Annotated in this window: 12 protein-coding genes; 3 read left to right on the forward strand and 9 right to left on the reverse strand. The window is 61.3% G+C overall.

All coding sequences use genetic code 11. The features are described from left to right. Positions 1 to 82: 82 nt before the first annotated feature. Positions 83 to 856 carry a helix-turn-helix transcriptional regulator gene (locus tag ACW9JE_RS11700; RefSeq protein ID WP_457432833.1) on the reverse strand — a complete coding sequence of 258 codons (774 nt, stop codon included), beginning with the start codon at positions 854 to 856 and terminating at the stop codon, positions 83 to 85. A gap of 110 nt (positions 857 to 966) precedes the next feature. Between ACW9JE_RS11700 and ACW9JE_RS11705 the strand changes: the two genes are divergently transcribed. Continuing rightward, the gene (locus tag ACW9JE_RS11705) at positions 967 to 2,070 is read left to right on the forward strand and encodes an extracellular solute-binding protein (RefSeq protein ID WP_457432834.1); all 1,104 of its coding nucleotides are present in this window, start codon (positions 967 to 969) and stop codon (positions 2,068 to 2,070) included. Positions 2,071 to 2,236: 166 nt separating this feature from the next. Continuing rightward, positions 2,237 to 3,367 (forward strand): DmpA family aminopeptidase, encoded by a 1,131-nt coding sequence (locus ACW9JE_RS11710; protein ID WP_457432835.1) that lies wholly within the window; start codon positions 2,237 to 2,239, stop codon positions 3,365 to 3,367. 378 nt (positions 3,368 to 3,745) lie between these two features. Here the strand turns inward: ACW9JE_RS11710 and ACW9JE_RS11715 are convergent, their stop codons facing one another. The 4 genes from ACW9JE_RS11715 to ACW9JE_RS11730 form a co-directional block, all read right to left on the reverse strand. Continuing rightward, positions 3,746 to 4,468 (reverse strand): GNAT family N-acetyltransferase, encoded by a 723-nt coding sequence (locus tag ACW9JE_RS11715; RefSeq protein WP_224532994.1) that lies wholly within the window; start codon positions 4,466 to 4,468, stop codon positions 3,746 to 3,748. A gap of 230 nt (positions 4,469 to 4,698) precedes the next feature. Then, positions 4,699 to 7,188 (reverse strand): TonB-dependent siderophore receptor, encoded by a 2,490-nt coding sequence (locus ACW9JE_RS11720; RefSeq protein ID WP_457432836.1) that lies wholly within the window; start codon positions 7,186 to 7,188, stop codon positions 4,699 to 4,701. Between the two features lie 140 nt (positions 7,189 to 7,328). Beyond that, on the reverse strand, positions 7,329 to 8,285 hold the full coding sequence (locus tag ACW9JE_RS11725; protein WP_224532996.1) for a FecR domain-containing protein: 957 nt from the start codon (positions 8,283 to 8,285) through the stop codon (positions 7,329 to 7,331). 3 nt (positions 8,286 to 8,288) lie between these two features. Continuing rightward, on the reverse strand, positions 8,289 to 8,798 hold the full coding sequence (locus ACW9JE_RS11730; RefSeq protein ID WP_457432837.1) for a sigma-70 family RNA polymerase sigma factor: 510 nt from the start codon (positions 8,796 to 8,798) through the stop codon (positions 8,289 to 8,291). A gap of 317 nt (positions 8,799 to 9,115) precedes the next feature. Between ACW9JE_RS11730 and ACW9JE_RS11735 the strand changes: the two genes are divergently transcribed. Next, positions 9,116 to 12,523: an Ig-like domain-containing protein gene (locus tag ACW9JE_RS11735; RefSeq protein WP_457432838.1), complete on the forward strand. Its 3,408-nt coding sequence runs from the start codon at positions 9,116 to 9,118 to the stop codon at positions 12,521 to 12,523. Between the two features lie 170 nt (positions 12,524 to 12,693). Here ACW9JE_RS11735 and ACW9JE_RS11740 read toward each other — a convergent pair whose 3' ends face one another. The 4 genes from ACW9JE_RS11740 to ACW9JE_RS11755 all read right to left on the reverse strand — a co-directional run bounded on the left by ACW9JE_RS11740 (position 12,694) and on the right by ACW9JE_RS11755 (position 16,390). Next, a complete protein-coding gene (locus tag ACW9JE_RS11740) occupies positions 12,694 to 13,746 on the reverse strand; it encodes a DUF2235 domain-containing protein (RefSeq protein ID WP_457432839.1) in 1,053 nt (350 codons plus the stop codon). 40 nt (positions 13,747 to 13,786) lie between these two features. Continuing rightward, positions 13,787 to 14,356: a YceI family protein gene (locus ACW9JE_RS11745; protein ID WP_457432840.1), complete on the reverse strand. Its 570-nt coding sequence runs from the start codon at positions 14,354 to 14,356 to the stop codon at positions 13,787 to 13,789. Positions 14,357 to 14,469: 113 nt separating this feature from the next. Then, positions 14,470 to 15,150, reverse strand: coding sequence for a phosphoribosyltransferase (locus tag ACW9JE_RS11750; RefSeq protein WP_224533001.1), 681 nt, complete (start codon positions 15,148 to 15,150; stop codon positions 14,470 to 14,472). Between the two features lie 274 nt (positions 15,151 to 15,424). After that, on the reverse strand, positions 15,425 to 16,390 hold the full coding sequence (locus ACW9JE_RS11755; protein ID WP_224533002.1) for an alpha/beta fold hydrolase: 966 nt from the start codon (positions 16,388 to 16,390) through the stop codon (positions 15,425 to 15,427). Positions 16,391 to 16,425: the final 35 nt, after the last annotated feature.

Here is a 16,425-nt window from a genome sequence, read left to right on the forward strand (position 1 = left end):
GCGTCAGGTCAGTCACCGGATATGTCGACTGACACACCGCTTTCGCGAGCAAGCCCGCTCCCACAGGGTTCATCATTGGCCGTCAATGCGGCCGCAGGACCAGGGCGAACAACTCGCCGTGTCCGTTGACGTTGAGCTTGTGATAGAGGTTGCGCCTATGCACTTTCACAGTCTCGGGCGAAATGCCCATTTGTTGGGCGATGGCCTTGCTGGAGAAGCCTTGCAGGATCAGGCGCGCGGTTTCGATTTCCCGGGTCGTCAGGCGGGCGTCGAAGCGGTCGAGCAGGGTCGCCATGTCACCGGCGGCGGGCTCCACAGCGGGGCCTTCCGGTGGCAGCAGTTGCAGGTGTCGGCGCATGGCGGCCAGCACCCAGTCGCGTACGCACAGCAACCGCCCCTGCTCTTCGAGGCTGAAACGGGTTGAGCGCCCGAGGGACAGGCCGAGCACGGCGCCATCGACATTGACCATGAACTGCAACTCATCCCCGCCCACCACTTTGCAGAAGTAGCTGAGGTAATACTCGCTCTGCTGAAACTGGTCGGGCGCCACCGAATCGAGGCTGTGCAAACCGTCGGCAATACCGGCGCAAACCGCCTGATAAAACGGATCGAGCAGGTACATGCCGGCGCTGTAATCGGCCAGTTCTTCCTGCTCATCGCCATCGCTCTGGTAGTCGAAATCCACCAGCAGGCGCGGCACTCTCCCGGCCTGCATCAGCGCCACCAGTGCGTTGTCCAGCGGTACCAACAGCCGCAGGGTATCGACCAGCGCACGCCAGAACCCGTCCTCGCCCACCACGCCGAACATCCGCGCCAGGCCCTGGTGCAGCGGCAACTCTTTGAACAACGCGTCCACGCACTACCCCTTTCGAGTAACCCATGATGGGAATGGGTAACGGCTACCCTGATCGATACGCTGCAAGCTCCTGAACATCACCGGCCGCAGCAGGCCAGGAGTGCCGCATCATGAGTGGTCACCGCTCGTATTTCAATCTGGGGTTGGGCGCGTGCCTGACGGTTGCGCTGTCGGCGGTGGCGGCCGAAGGCCCGACCGTTCACGTTTACAACTGGTATGACTACATCGGCCCCGACACTCTGCATGACTTCAAGCGCGACACCGGGATCCAGCCGGTCTACGACACCTTCGACAGCGCCGAGGTGCTGGAAGGCAAACTGCTGACCAGCCGCAGCGGCTACGACGTGGTGGTGTCCAGCAACTACAGTCTGCCGACGCTGATCAAGGCCGGCGCCCTCGCTCCGCTGCCCCGTGCCGAAATGCCCGATTTCAAGAACATGGACAGCGACCTGCTGGCGAAACTGGCCCACAACGACCCGGGCAACCAGTACGCCGTGCCATACCTGTGGGGCACCAACGGCATCGGCTACAACATCGACAAGGTGCGCGCGGCGCTCGGCGACAAGGCGCCGGTGGATTCCTGGGACCTGGTGTTCAAGGAAGAGAACCTGGCCAAACTCGGCGAATGCGGCGTGGCGATGCTCGACTCGCCTTCGGAAATGCTTCCGGTGGCCCTGCACTATCTCGGCCTGCCGCCCAACAGCACCAACCCCGAGGATTACAAGAAGGCTGAGGCGCTGTTGCTGAAACTGCGCCCGCACATCGCCTACTTCAACTCGTCGAAATTCATCAGCGACCTGTCCAACGGCAACATCTGCGTGGCGGTGGGCTGGTCAGGTGCGATGCTCGAAGCCAAGACCACCGCTGAGCAGGCCGGCAACGGCGTGAAGATCGCCTACAGCCTGCCGAAGGAAGGCGCGCCGGTGTGGTTCGACACCCTGGTGCTACTCAAGGATGCGCCGCATCCGCAGCAGGGGCTGGCGTTCATTGATTATCTGATGCGTGCCGAGGTGATCGCTCCGGTGAGCAATCATCTGAACTATCCGAACGGCAATCGCAATGCGACGGCACTGGTCGCCGAAGCCACCCGCAGCAATCCGGCGGTGTATCCATCGACCGAAGCCCTGGCCACCCTCTTCACTCTGCAACCCCTGCCGCCCGCCACCGAACGGGTGCGGACGCGGATCTGGAGCAAGGTCAAAAACGGACAGTAAGCACACCACCTAACCCATGTGGGAGCGGGCTTGCCCGCGAATGCGGTGTTTCAATCGACACATGTATTGCCTGACACACCGCTTTCGCGAGCAAGCCCGCTCCCACAAGGGATCTGTGGTGTTTGTGAAGTAACTGATCAGCCAACTTTTTATGATGAGAACCCCCATGAAACCACGTGCCCGCGACCTGAACATCCAATTCGGCCAACTGCAACCCGGCCCGCTCAACGCCATCACCGACGTGCCAGGCGTGCGAGTCGGGCACAGTGAAGTGCGGGGGCGCACCGCACAGGGCCGTGACATCCTGACTGGCGTCACCGTGATCGAACCTCGCGCCGGTTCCACCACTGCGCAGCCGTGCTTCGCCGGCGTCCACGTACTCAACGGCAACGGCGACGCCACGGGCCTGGAATGGATCCGCGAGGCCGGCCTGCTGACCAGCCCAATCGCGTTCACCAACACCCACAGCCTGGGCGTGGTGCGCGACGCCCTGATCGTGCTGGACCGCGAGCAGCAGCGGGACGACGGGCGGCTCTACTGGAACATGCCGGTGGTGCTGGAGACCTTCGACGGCTTGCTCAACGACATCAACGGTTTTCACGTGAAACCCGAGCATGTCGCGCAGGCGGTGAACTCGGCGGTGGGCGGACCGGTGGCCGAAGGTAATGTCGGTGGTGGCAGCGGCATGGTCTGCCATGAGTTCAAAGGTGGCATCGGCACTGCTTCGCGACGGCTCGATGCTGACCAGGGCGGCTGGACAGTCGGCGCCATCGTTCAGGCCAACCATGGCAAGCGTCAGGAATTGCGTGTCGATGGCTACCCGGTCGGACGCTACCTCACGCCGGACGACTCGCCGCTCATCAAGGCTGCGCTGCCGCATCCGGGCATGGGTTCGATTGTGGTCTGCCTGGCCACCGATGCGCCGCTGCTGCCGCATCAATGCACCCGTCTTGCTCAACGCGCCAGCCTTGGACTGGCTCGCACCGGCGGCGGCAACGAGGACCAGAGCGGTGACATTTTCATCGCGTTCGCCACCGGCAATTCCCACGTGCCGCCCGCCGCCTACGAGCGCAAACGCGCGCCGACCACCGACCATCTGAGCATGGTCAATAACGATCACATCAGCGACTTGTTTCTGGCGGCCACCGAAGCGGTGGAAGAAGCGATCATCAACGCCCTGCTCGCCGCCGAAACGACCGAAGGTAATGGACATGCGGTATCGGGACTGGATGCGCAAACGCTGCTCAAAGCCTTGAAACAGGCCGGTTGGCCGGGAGAACGAAACGTCGGAAGCTGACACTTGTGGGAGGATTAGACGTGCGGTACTTGAGGGCGACCCCCCATGTTCCTACGATGAAGTTGCGCAGCCGCTTGCTTGTCCAAGCCGTTGCGCAGGTGGTGAGTGTACTGAACCCCTATCAAGCTCACCGCCTGCTTCATGCGCATCTTGAGCCTCAATGGCTCCACTTCTCCCCATCAAAGAGCTTTGAGGCTCTTTTTTAATCCGACAGCCCGGCTTTTGGCCGGGCTTGGTGTTTCTGAACGTCGACTCAAATCCCTGTGGGAGCGGGCTTGCCCGCGATTGCGGAGTGTCAGGCAACATCAATGGCGACTGACACGGCCTCATCGCGGGCAAGCCCGCTCCCACAAGTTTTCGGGGTATTTGGACGATTTGCTAGACCAACCGCAACCGCGGCCCACTCACCGGCACCGCATCGTCCCCCAACCGCTCACGCACAAAATCCTGGGCCTTGCGCGTCAGTTGATCCAGATGCCGGTCGCGCTGCTTTTCCGCATCCTGCATCGCGCGCTTGCCGTTTTTCTGCAGCAGGTACGTATGAATCTGCCGCACCTCCAGCGAGCTGTAGATCGATGCCACGTCCAGCAGTGCCATCAAACCATCGCTGCCGTGATCACGGGTGTTCATCAGCACCTGGGTCGCGCGTACGCCCACCACCTGAAAACCCATCGCCTCGAAATACGGCACCTTGGCCACCGCACAAGTCAGTTCGGCATGGGGATAGCGGGCGAGCATCTCGCGCAGCATCCGCCGGGCAATGCCCTGGCGCCGATGGCCGGCGTGCACCGCCATATAGGCCACGCCGCAAGCCTCGGGATCATCCTTGACCGGCAAGTACAGCAGGAACCCCGTGACCTGCTCCGGGTCGTCCAGATCGGTGGCGACGATCAGCTCCACATCGATGCCCTTCGCCCCGTTCAGCGCCTCCAGATACAGGTGCACCTCAAAGCCGATCGCATATTGATAGACGTTGTAGAGCAGGTTGCTCGGCGGGATCGCGATCGCGCTGATGTCGGTCAGGTTGTCGACCACCATCTGCAGGATCTGGCTGTTGATGTGCTCGGGGCACGGGGTTTTGTAGTGGGTGATCTGGGGCATTGCGGGCGAGAACTCCGGTTGCGGTGCGCCATATTAACCTGTTCTGGCTTGCAACTGGATTGGCCAGCCATGGCTGGAGCCCCCCATGCCGCGAAGTATCGTACTGGATTGAATGGCCTCTTCGCGGTCAAGCCGGCTCCCACAGGTTGGGCGTACGACACAAAACCCTGTGGGAGCGGGCTTGCCCGCGAAGGCGTCATTCGCCACACCGCCGAATCAAGGTCAGACCATCACCAGTCGTACGTCATCTCAACCGAAGCCACCCGCTCTTGCCCGTAGTAGCAACCGAACGAGTAGTTGCAGTCGGACACATACTCACGGTCGAAAATATTCTGCACGTTCAGACGGGTCTGCAATCCGCGCAGGCTCGGGTCGAGTTTGCCCAGGTCGTAGCTGACGGTGGTGTCATAGACGACCCAGGATGGCACGTCGAACGAGTTGGCCGCGTCACCCGGCTTGCGTCCGGTATAGCGGGCGCCGGCGCCGAACGTCAGGCCGTTGAGCGTGGCCTGGGTGAAGTGATAGTCGATCCACATCGACGCCGAGACAGGCGCCTGCGCCTCGTTGCGGTTGTCTTCGTTGCCCCAGGTGTCCTTGGTGTAGAACGAGTCCATGTAGCTGGCGGCCGCCATCAGGTCGATGTTATCCAGACTGGACTTGATCTCAAGTTCGACGCCGCGCGAGCGCACTTCCCCACTCTGGGACATGTAGTCCGGATAGTCGTCATCGCCCGTGAGCACGTTTTTCTGCTTGATCTGATACACCGACGCAGTGATCAGGGTTTTCTCGAACGGCTGGTACTTCACACCTGCTTCGTACTGTTCGCCTTCGGTGGGGTCAAAAGACTTGCCGCCCCGTTGCGGCGCCGCGGTGCCCAGCGTCGGCAGGAACGACTCGGAATAGCTGATATAAGGCGCCAGGCCGAACTCGGTGACGTAGGTCAGGCCAACACGACCCGTGAATTTGTTGTCGCGCTTGGCTTCGTGGGTCGAGGCGAGCAAGTCCTTGTTATCGATTTCCGCCCAGTCCTGGCGGCCGCCGATGGTCAGGATCCACTGGTCCAGCTTGATCTGGTCCTGCACATACAGACCCGTCTGGCGCAAGGTGTTGTCCCATTTCGTATCGAGTACTGGAACCACGCTGCTGGTGTCGAAGTTGTTCTTGCCATACAGATTGACCGGCAAAACGTTATAGGCGTTATAGCCATCGTACTTGCGGTTGAAATGCCGATAATCCACACCTGCAAGGGTGGTGTGCTCCAGGGCGCCGGTGTTGAATTTGTATTCCAGGTTGTTATCGATGGTGTAGGCGATGTTGTGCTGGCGCCAGTCAAGCTTGGTGCGATAGGCCCGGGTGTAGTCGGTCACGCCATCATCATCGGTGACGAAGCTGCGCAGGTAGAAGCCCTTGTAGCGGTCGCGCACGTCGGTGTAACGCGCTGTAGAGCGGTACTTCAGATCATCGCTGAGGTTGTGGCTGAAGTCGTAGCCGAAAACGTACTGGTCACGTTTGTAATCGTTGAAATTGGTGTCGCCGGAGAAAAAGTCGCGGTTGATGCGTTCGCCGTTGGGGCCGCGGTCGAGCGAGCCGATACGCGGCAGCGACTGGTAATCGGGCACGCCATCATCGCGCTGGACCTGCGCCAGCAAGGTCAGGGAGGTGTCTTCGGTCGGCGCCCAGGTCAGGCTCGGCGCCAGCAACATGCGCTCGCTCTCGTTGTGCTCGACCATTTCGTTGCCTTTGTCGGCCACGCCGATCAGGCGATAGCTGAACTGCTTCTGCTCGTCGATCGGCCCGCTGGTGTCGAAGGCACCGTTGACCCGGTTATAGCTGCCCGCCCCCAGTTTGACCTGGCTGCGCTGCTCGGTGGTCGGGCGCTTGGAGACCATGTTGATCAGGCCGCCCGGCTGATTCTGTCCGTAGAGCACCGACGACGGGCCCTTGAGCACTTCGATGCGTTCCAGGGTGTAGGGATCGATCTGCGGCGCGCCGCCGAGGCTGCCGGCGTACGGGATATAAGCGCCATCCAGATACAGCGGCGTCGGCGCGAAACCACGGCTGGTGATCTCGTCGGCGATTGAGTTGCGATCGGTGAAGCCACCGGTGTTCACCCCTGGCGTGTAACGCAGGGCCTGGGTAATGTTGCGCGCGCCTTGGACTTCCACCTGATCGGCGGTGACCACGTTGATGGTCTGCGGGATTTCCAGAATCGGCGTATCGGTCTTGGTGGCCGTAGCGCTGCGGGTGGCGACGTAGCCGTCCACCGGACCGTAGGCCGATTCCACGCCAACTCCGGTAATGCTGGTGGCCCCCAATTGCAGGGCCGCCCCCGCGTCCACCACCGGCAACAGCGAGTAGCTGCCGTTGTCATGCAGCACCGGCTGCAATTTGCTCCCGGCCAGCAATTGGCGCAGGCCCGCGTCCACTGAATAACGGCCGCGCAATCCGGCGGTTTTCTGGCCATTTGCATTGGCCGGCTCGAAGGACACCGTCACCCCGGCAGTGCCTGCGAACTGGGTCAACGCCGAGCCCAGGGGACCTGCCGGAATGTCGAATTCGGTTTCGCCCGTGGTCTGGGCCCACGCGGGCTGCGCCACCAGTGTCATGCCCAATGGGGCGACCAGCGCCATGCCCAGCAGCGCGCCGTGGATGGCGCGGCTCAAGGGCCTGACGGAAAGCTGGCGGGAAGAAATGCTCAGATGGGAGTTGCGAGGGGTCATGCAGTGTCCTTTTCGCCCGTTAGCGGTAGTGAATGACGGCGTCTATTTGCGCCTCTAACTACCAAGTCGAACGAGAATCGAAATCGATAACCCCCCGGCTCCATAAATACAATCCCTGTAGCAGCTGGCGAAGCCTGCTGCTACACGAGCGGTTCCACGGTGGCCCAGAAGCGGCTGAATCGGCGGATACGCACAGGCAACGTCGAGGTCAGGTTATCGAGGATGGTGTCGGTGCTGCCCAGGTGAAAGGCACCTGATATCCGCAGCGCCGCCACCGCCGGATCACAGCCCAGATGGCCGGGGCGGTATCGCTGCAATTCGTCGACGAAATCTCCCAGGCGCCAGTCATTGACCACCAGCATGTCGCGGGTCCAGGCATCGGCCTGGGGGTTGGCCGGTTGCAGAGCGTTGATAAAGTCCCGTCCGAAACTCAGTTGCTGACCGGCATCCACCCGCATAGCGGTAGCCGGCACGTTGGCCGCACGTACTTCTACCGCATGCTCCTGCACACAAACCTGGGTCAGGTCTGCTTCGCGGCGCACAACAAAACGAGTGCCCAGCGCGCGGATGCTGCCTTCTGCGGTGTGGATCACGAAGGGCCTTCTGCGCTCGTCGCGGGCGGTTTGAATCTGGATTTCACCCGCCAGCAACCGCACTTCACGCAGGGTCTCGCTGTAGCGAATGTCCACGGCGCTGGCGGTATTGAGTTGCAACTGAGTGCCGTCGTCCAGCCGGATGCGGCGACGTTCGCCGGTGCCGGTGCGCTGGTCGGCCATCAAGGTCGGCAATGCAGTAGTGTTCCAGGCCAGTGTCCCCGCCCCGCCGGCCATCAACAGAATCGACAAGACCTTGAGCACATCGCGGCGTTTGGCCCTGGCGCTGCTCAGGATCGGTCGGACGATGTCAGGGGTCACCTGTTCCAGCTTGTCCTGGAGGCGCCCCAGGCGCTCCCATGCCTGACGGTGTCGAGGGTCACGCTCCAGCCAGCGCTGGTGTGCCCGGCGCGTGGTTTCACTGGGCGCTTCACCGCGCATGTCCACGTACCAGCGGGCGGCGGCTTCGAGGGTGGCGTAATCCAGCGGTTGAGGGTGCGCCACGGTTCAGTCCTCGATCAGCAACAGGCAGTGGGTCAAGGCTCGCACCGCATGTTTCTTCACCGTGGTCACCGAGACATTCAGGCGCCGGCCGATCTCGACGTAGCTCAGGCCATCGAGCTGGGCCAGCAGAAAAATCTCACGGGTTCGCTCACCCAGGCCGTCGAGCAGGCGGTCGATTTCCATCAGTGTTTCGATGATCAGCGAACGGGTTTCCGGGGACATCACGACCGGTTCCGGGATATTGGCCAGCGTTTCGAGATACGCCTGCTCAAGTGTGCGGCGCCGGAACATATCGATCATCAGACTGCGGGCGATGGTACTCAGATACGCGCGAGGTTCGCGCAACCCAAGGGTTTTGCGCTGGGTCAGTACGCGAATGAAGGTGTCCTGAGCCAGATCGGCGGCATGGTGATTGCACCCGAGCCGTTTACGCAGCCATCCACACAACCAGCTGTGGTGCTCCTCATAAAGCGTATGCACGGCACGTTGCTGCGAGAGATCGGCAGAGGACATGGACAAGACCCGATACAAAAATTATCTGATAATGACTCTCATTTTCACCCTTAACGCGTCAATTTTGCAACACCGGGTAAAACTGGGTCAGTAACCCCATGAAATAAGGCTTTTTCCCCCAGAAATGAGGAATATCCCCCACTTTCCCCACCAGCAAAAATACACACCTGGAAACAACTACCTAATTATCTTGAGCTTTCCATATAGGACTAAAGTCGGGCTCGCCCGTTGCATGGCACTTTGCACCCGCAGCAGCTGTCGTCCCGCTACGAGGATGGCGGGTTTCGCCGATTTGGCATGACGCGAGGGGTCCCGACATGAAACGCGCAAAACCGCAGTCCACATCAACCCGCTATGCACGAAGGTCCGGGGCGACTTGCGCAGCGATTCTCATCACCCTCGCCACGGCCAGTGCTTCACCGCTCGACGATGAAAGCCAGCCACCGCCAACAGACCCCTCGGCCTATTACAACCCACCTGCAAACGCGGCAGAAGCCGCCGCCGCACTGGACGCCATCAACACTTATCCGGACGCCAACCAGGGCTCAATCGCACTGCCCAACGGCGTGTACGGCACCCGCAAAACACCAACCACCGAAAACGTGCTGCCGCCCAGCCTGCAGACCTCGTTCAACTACCCCACCAACGGCAAGCCCAGCCCGTTGTTCGGGGCGCAGCCCTATACCCAGCAACTGCTGCTGTTCGAGGAGTTCGGTACGGAAAAACTCGACCCGACCCTGCCGGCACCACCGCTGACCTTCCCGGTGCCCACCGTCGGCCCGGCACCGCAGCAGGATCCGGAAAGCATCGCCCGTAGTGGCCCGTCCAGCACCGCGCTGGAAGCCTTCATGAAACAGCCCGGCCTTTACCCGTTTCCGACGCAGTACGCCAACTCCCTGGATCGCAATCCCTGGAAGAGCCAGATCGAAGCCTTCCTCAACCGCCATCCGGTGGGCTCGCCCGCCGAGGGTCGTCCGCCAGGAAAGGGCTGGTCGCATCAGCGCTGGAACGAGTTCTACCCGCAGGTCGCCTTCAAGACCGTGCAGGCCGGCGCCAAGCTCAACGGCGGCATGCGTGACCGCAGGCAGATGCACAACTATGCCGTGGGTGAGTTTGCCGCCAACGGCCTCTACTATCAGACATCGGACGTTCCGACGACCAAAGGCACGACCAAGGGCATCGACACCCGCTTCCACCCCAATATGCCGATCCAGAGCCACAAGGCACTGTGGACCTTCGACGGCACCTTCCCGCCGAAATTGTTGATGGTGCGCTACGGCCAGCCAGTGCTGATGCGCCACTACAACGCCCTGCCGCTCGACCCTGCCGCCAACATGGGCTTTGGCCTGCACACCATCAGCACCCACGAACACAACGGCCACAACCCGGCGGAGAGCGACGGCTACACCAACGCGTTTTTCTTCCCCGGTCAGTACTACGACTATCGCTGGCCGATGCAACTGGCCGGCTACGACACCATCAACACCCGGGCCGAAGATCCGCGCGCGGCGTTCCCCTGCGCACCGGGCGAAACCCTGTTCGTCAACGATGCCACGCCGGGAATCAAGACCTGCCAGAACGGTACGATCAAGATCCGCGGCGACTGGCGCGAAACCATGAGCACCCACTGGTTCCACGACCACATGCTCGATTTCACCGCGCAGAACGTCTACAAGGGCAACGCGGTGATGATGAACTACTACAGCGCCATGGATCGCGGCAATGAAGCGCTCGAGGACGGCGTCAACCTGCGCCTGCCCAGTGGCTCGGCGTTGCCATGGGGCAACCGTGACTACGACGTCAACCTGATGATCGCCGACAAGGCCTGGGACAAGAACGGCCAGCTGTGGTTTAACCCGTTCAACACCGACGGCTTCCTGGGCGATCAGATCCTGGTCAACTGGCAGTACCAGCCCACCCTGAAAGTGCGCGCGCGCAGTTATCGCTTTCGCATTCTCAACGGCTCGGTGTCGCGCTACTTCAGGATCGCCCTGGTGCGTGAAGTCGCCGGTAACGGCGGCGAATACCCAGGTCCTGCGGGCTCCAATCTGTCCTACACCCGCGTGCCGTTCCACATGATCGGCAACGACGGCAACATCATGGAACACGCCGTACCGTTCGACGGCAGCATGGACCTGGATGGCGATGGCGACCTGCAGAACCACAACGCGATCCTGCCGACCCAAGGCATCGCCGAGCGCTTCGACATCATCGTCAACTTCGCGAAAAACGGGATCAAGACCGGCGACAAGCTGTACTTCGTCAACCTGATGGAACACCAGACCGGCAAGGGGCCGGAAGACGAACCGCTGAAACTGGCCGACGTGCTGTCCGAGAAGTACAAGGCAGTGATCAAGCTCGGCAGCAAGGGCCAGGAATGGGACAAGGGTGATCCGGTGGTCGGCAAATTCCTGCAAATGGTGGTGCAGCCTTACAGCGGCACCGACGTGAGCATGAACCCGGCCGATTACGAGCCGGCCAAACCCGGCAAGCCGGCAGGCAAAACCATGATCCCGCTGACCCTCAACCGTGACGATCCGACCGTCCAGGCCAAGCTCAAACTGGCCAGGCATCGCGAGTTCCTGTTTGGCCGCTCCGATGGCACCGACGAAGAGCCATGGACCATCAAGACCGACGGCGGTTTCGGCTACGCCATGGACCCACGCCGGCTCACTGCGGCTGCCCAGTTGTCCACCGGACCGACCGATGGCGGCTACAGCGGCGACGGCACCCTGGAAGTGTGGAAGATCAAGAACGGCGGCAACGGCTGGAACCACCCGGTTCACGTGCACTTCGAGGAAGGCATCGTCCTCAGCCGCGACGGCAAGGCGCCACCGGAATGGGAAAAATGGGCACGCAAGGACGTGTATCGAATCGGTGAGGGCATCGACAGCTCGGTCGATGTGGATATCGCGATCCGCTTCCGCGAATTCGCCGGGACCTACATGGAGCACTGTCACAACACCCAGCATGAAGACACCTCGATGTTGCTGCGCTGGGATATCGAGCGTCCGGGACAGTTCCAGTTGATGCCAACACCGCTGCCTGGCTGGGACGGTGTCACCTACGTCGCCACCGCCGCACTGCCAACCTTCCGCACCGGTGGCGACGGTAAAGACGATGATGACAACAACAAAAAACCCGTGGCCAACCCGGACAGCGGCACCAGCAAGAACGGCCAAGCGGTGACCATCAACGTGCTGGCCAACGACACCGATCCGGACGGCAACGTGCCGCTCAAGGTGGTGGGCCTGAATCAGCCGGACTCCGGCAAGGGCACGGTCACCACCGACGGTACCCGTGTGATCTACACGCCACCGGCCACCGCCCCCGGACCGTTCACCGCGACCTTCACCTATCAGGCCAGTGACGCCAAGGATGCCGTCTCGGAACCGGCGACCGTCTCGGTGGCGGTAACGCCAGCGCCGACGGTCAACGAAGACCTGGTGGTGAGCAGCGCTTCGGTCACGGTGCGCAGCAATAGCCGCTACACCTACGAACTGTCAGGGACTACGTCGCGGGGTTCGGGCAATACGATCATGGTGACGGTGACGACGATCGCAGGCCCGCTCAATCTCGGCGCCGCCACCCTCACGCCAACCGGCACCGGGGCTCGCTGGAAATTGACGGTCAACCTCAATGGTGCCGGCCCATCAGCGAGTCCGACCGCGACTATCACCTCGGGCTACGGCAAGACGGTGACCGCGCCAATCTCCGTGCGCTGATGTGAGTTCGAATGACGCCCGGTCCGTGCAAGGCGGACCGGGCGTTGAGATTTTTACCGCTCCCACAGGATTTGTGTTTGAACACATGATTTTTGAACGGCACGGACCACTGTGGGAGCAAGCCGATTCGCGATAGCCTCACCCTGGCCTACAAACCCTTCACTCCGCAATCAGGTGATTTTTTTCACCGGGCGGTAGGTGCCAGTCAGGAAAATGTCCACCGGATTTTTCGGGCGATAGTTTCCGATCGTGGCGACTCGCTGCTGCACGCTGTCATCGAAGCACTCCTGGCCAAACGGTGTCTTGCCGATCGGGCGGAAATAACGCGCATTCAAGAGCCGGTAAGTGCCGCCAAGAAAACTTTCATACGAGTCGGTGATGTCGGCCAACACTTTGGGCGGCGGGGGAATTTTGTTCGGGTCCAGCTCCAGCCCGCAGGTTGCCGCTTTGTCCGCCATCCAGCGCAGCGGCACATCCGACAGATCATTGTTGGCATAGGCGCCGCCAACATTGGCGTGGGCACCGCAGAACCACACCTGTTCCATCACCTGATTGGGCTTGGCGATCGGGTCCCACAGGGTGCACTCGTAGTTGGCCCGGTTCTCGTCGATGGCAACGGCATGGAAGGCATTGCGCACAATGCCGCTGAGTTCGGTGTCGTGAAACTCATAGAACGTGTGGTTGAACCATTCGGCGGATTTGAAGGGAATGCCCAGCGCGCCGACCGTGTCCCAGACGCCCAGAAAATGAATGCCAATCTCCTTCGAGTAACGCTGGCGAAAGAACCTGGCGTTTTCCGTATCCGCGCTTGAATCCCGAGTGCGATACAGGCTGTAGGCTTCATCGATGTGCTTGACGTTTTTCCTGGTCAGCAGCCCGACATTTCGAATCAACCCCACCAGGCTGCGGGCCGAATAGGCTCCACGACTGAAACCGATGACGAAAACCTCGTCCCCGTCTTCATGAATTTTGGCCAGTTCCAGATAGCCTTGCTTGATGCGTTTCGACAAACCGACCCCAAAGGCGCCGCCTTCCAGCTTGTCGTACCAGTCAGTGCCCACCCCCGGAACATAGATGGTCTTTTGCACCGTGCCGTCGGTGTGTTTGGGCAACACGGCTTCCTGCAACTTGACGACATTGGTACTGGAATCGCCGTCTATTTCCGGCGCCTGATCAGGCAAATTCCAGGTTCCATCGAACGCGACCAGGATTTTCTTCGGCATCTTGTTCTCCCTGTGATATTTGACCGTTCACTGGCGAACGCTAACGCTGCGGCGCCACCATTCGAAACTGGATATTGATATCGTTGGAAACAACACTGTCGGCCCACTCGCCTTCACCGATCTTGAAGTCGTTACGCTTGACCGTCAGCTCGCCGGCGAAGATACCGACACCGCCCTCGGCCTTGAGCAACACGGGCACGTCCACTTTTCGCGTCTGCCCTCTGAGGGTGAGGTTGCCGGTGATTGTGTAGCGGTTATTGCCCAGATCCTTGACGCGAGTCGATTCAAAGACCGCCTGCGGATAAGAGGCCGTATCGAACCAGGCTGGCTTGGGCAGTTCGGTTTTGGCGTCTTCGCTCTCGACATTGATGCTGGCCAGTTCGATGGTCAGTTTGGCGTGGGCCGCATCGGGGTGAGCGGTGTCGAAGTCCAGGTCGCCTTGAAATTTGTCGAAGGTGCCGTAGACCCTCGAACCCATCTGGCTGTAGGTGAAGCTGATGGTGCTGGCCGTGGGGTTCACGTCGATGTATTCGGCGGCGTGAGCGCCGGCGACAGTATCGAGCGCAACGATAGCGACCACTGCGAAGAAACGCGGGAATCGAGGGTTCATGGAACACTCCGGGCCCGGACGCCCTGATAGGTGAAGTGTCGAACACAGCCATGCCAGCAACAGGAGGACTAAAGCAAAGATCGGCTGTTTATGCCAGTGAACATTGCGCTCACTCAGCGCTGGCTGGCACTCGCCTCGCGCTGCCACGCCCGTTGCAACAGATCGATTACTTCCCTGTCCGAGGTCTGGGAGAAATCCACGTACCAGTGCCCGATCGAGGTGAACCAGTCCGGGTACAGCGGGCAGACCAGCTCGTCCACTTCCCTGCGCAGCGTCTCGGCCGTTTCGATCGGCGCCACAGGCACGGCGACCACGATGCGCGCCGGCGCCTGCGTACGCACCGCGCGGATCGCCGCCTTCATCGAGGCGCCGGTGGCCAGACCGTCGTCGATCAGGACCACCACCTGCCCCTCCAGTTCAAGCGGCGGGCGCGAGCCGCGATACACCTGTTCGCGTCGCAGCAGTTCCAGGCTTTCCCGGGCCACCACGGCATCGAACCCGGCCTTGTCGATCGGGTGCGCGCGCAGTGCCTCTTCATTACGAATCAGGACGCCACCACTGGCAATCGCGCCCATGGCGTACTCCGGGCGGGACGGCACGCCGAGTTTGCGCACCAGCATCAGGTCGAGCCGAACACCCAGCGCCGCAGCCACTTCATAAGCCACCGGCACCCCGCCGCGGGGTAAGGCGAGGAGAATCACATCGGAGCGATGGGCGTATGGTCGCAGCAGCTCGACCAGACGCCGACCGGCGTCGGAGCGGTCCTGCAGGATGGAATGGGACAAGGGGTTCATGGAAACCTCCCCAGGCGATCAGGCCTGTCGGTTGACACCTTCCCCAATTTTGCTCCGCCTGCAGAAAAACCACACCCTCCACCGCCGAGTCTTTGTAGGAGCGAGCATGCTCGCGATGAACGTGAGAACACCGCGGGGCATCAGGCAGCCAGCGTCATCGTTGACGACCATCGCGAGCAAGCTCGCTCCTACAATTGAACCGGGTGCACCCGCAAAAGTCAGGTCGGCTGCCAGACCGCCTTCGCGGGCAAGCCTCGCTCCTGCACCCCGATTTCTACTTCCCCACATGCCGCCCAAGGAAGTCAGCCACCAGCCCGGCAATCTCCCCAGGCTTCTCATCCAGCGCAAAATGCCCGGCATCCAGCACATGCACCTGTGCCTTCGGCAGATCCCGCTGGTACGCCGCCGCTTCGGCCACATCAAAAGAGGGATCGAACCGGCCCCACACCACCAGCGTCGGCGGTTGATGTTCGCGCAGCCAGGCCTGCCACTTCGGATAACTGGCCACGTTGTTGCGATAGTCGTAGAACAGGTCGCTCTGGATATCCGCCTGCCCCGGCTGGTTCAGGAAATTGAATTCGTCGGTCCACAGATCCGGATTGAACACCTCGATATCCGGATTGCGCCCAACATGCCGTTGCTTTGTCGTGGCCAGCGAGAAAAAGCTCGCCCGCAACCCCGCCTCGTTCGCCGCGCGATCGGCCCAGAACTCACGGCGCTTCTGCCACAACGGCCCCAAACCATCCTCGTGGGACACCGCGTTCTGCACGATCAGCGTCTGCAAACGCTCCGGATGGGCCAGCATCATCCGAAAACCCACCGGGCCGCCGTAGTCCTGCACATACAAAGAGTATTTGTTCAGGCCCAGGGCCTCGGTGAAATGCACCATGACACTGGCCAGATGATCGAAGGTATAGGCGAACGCCTTGGAATCCGGCGCATCGCTGTGACCAAAGCCCGGATAATCCGGCGCCACCAGATGGTACTGCTGCGCCAGGCGCGCCAACAGCGGATCGTACATGCGCGAAGAACTTGGAAAGCCGTGCAGCAGCAACAAGGTCGGCTTATCCGGCGACCCGGCTTCACGGTAGAAAATCGTCAGGTCATCGACCTTGATACTGCGGTAGGCGACAGACATCTGTACCTCCGAATGGCTGGCCATTTGACCAGCGTAGGCGGCATTGGAGAGTGACAGGCCCAGGGCGCAACCAAGCGCCAGGGCGGACAGTAATTTGTTCATCGAAAAAGCTCGGGTGGAAGGTAGAGGTCAACCTT

Source organism: Pseudomonas sp. SDO55104_S430 (assembly GCF_054070595.1).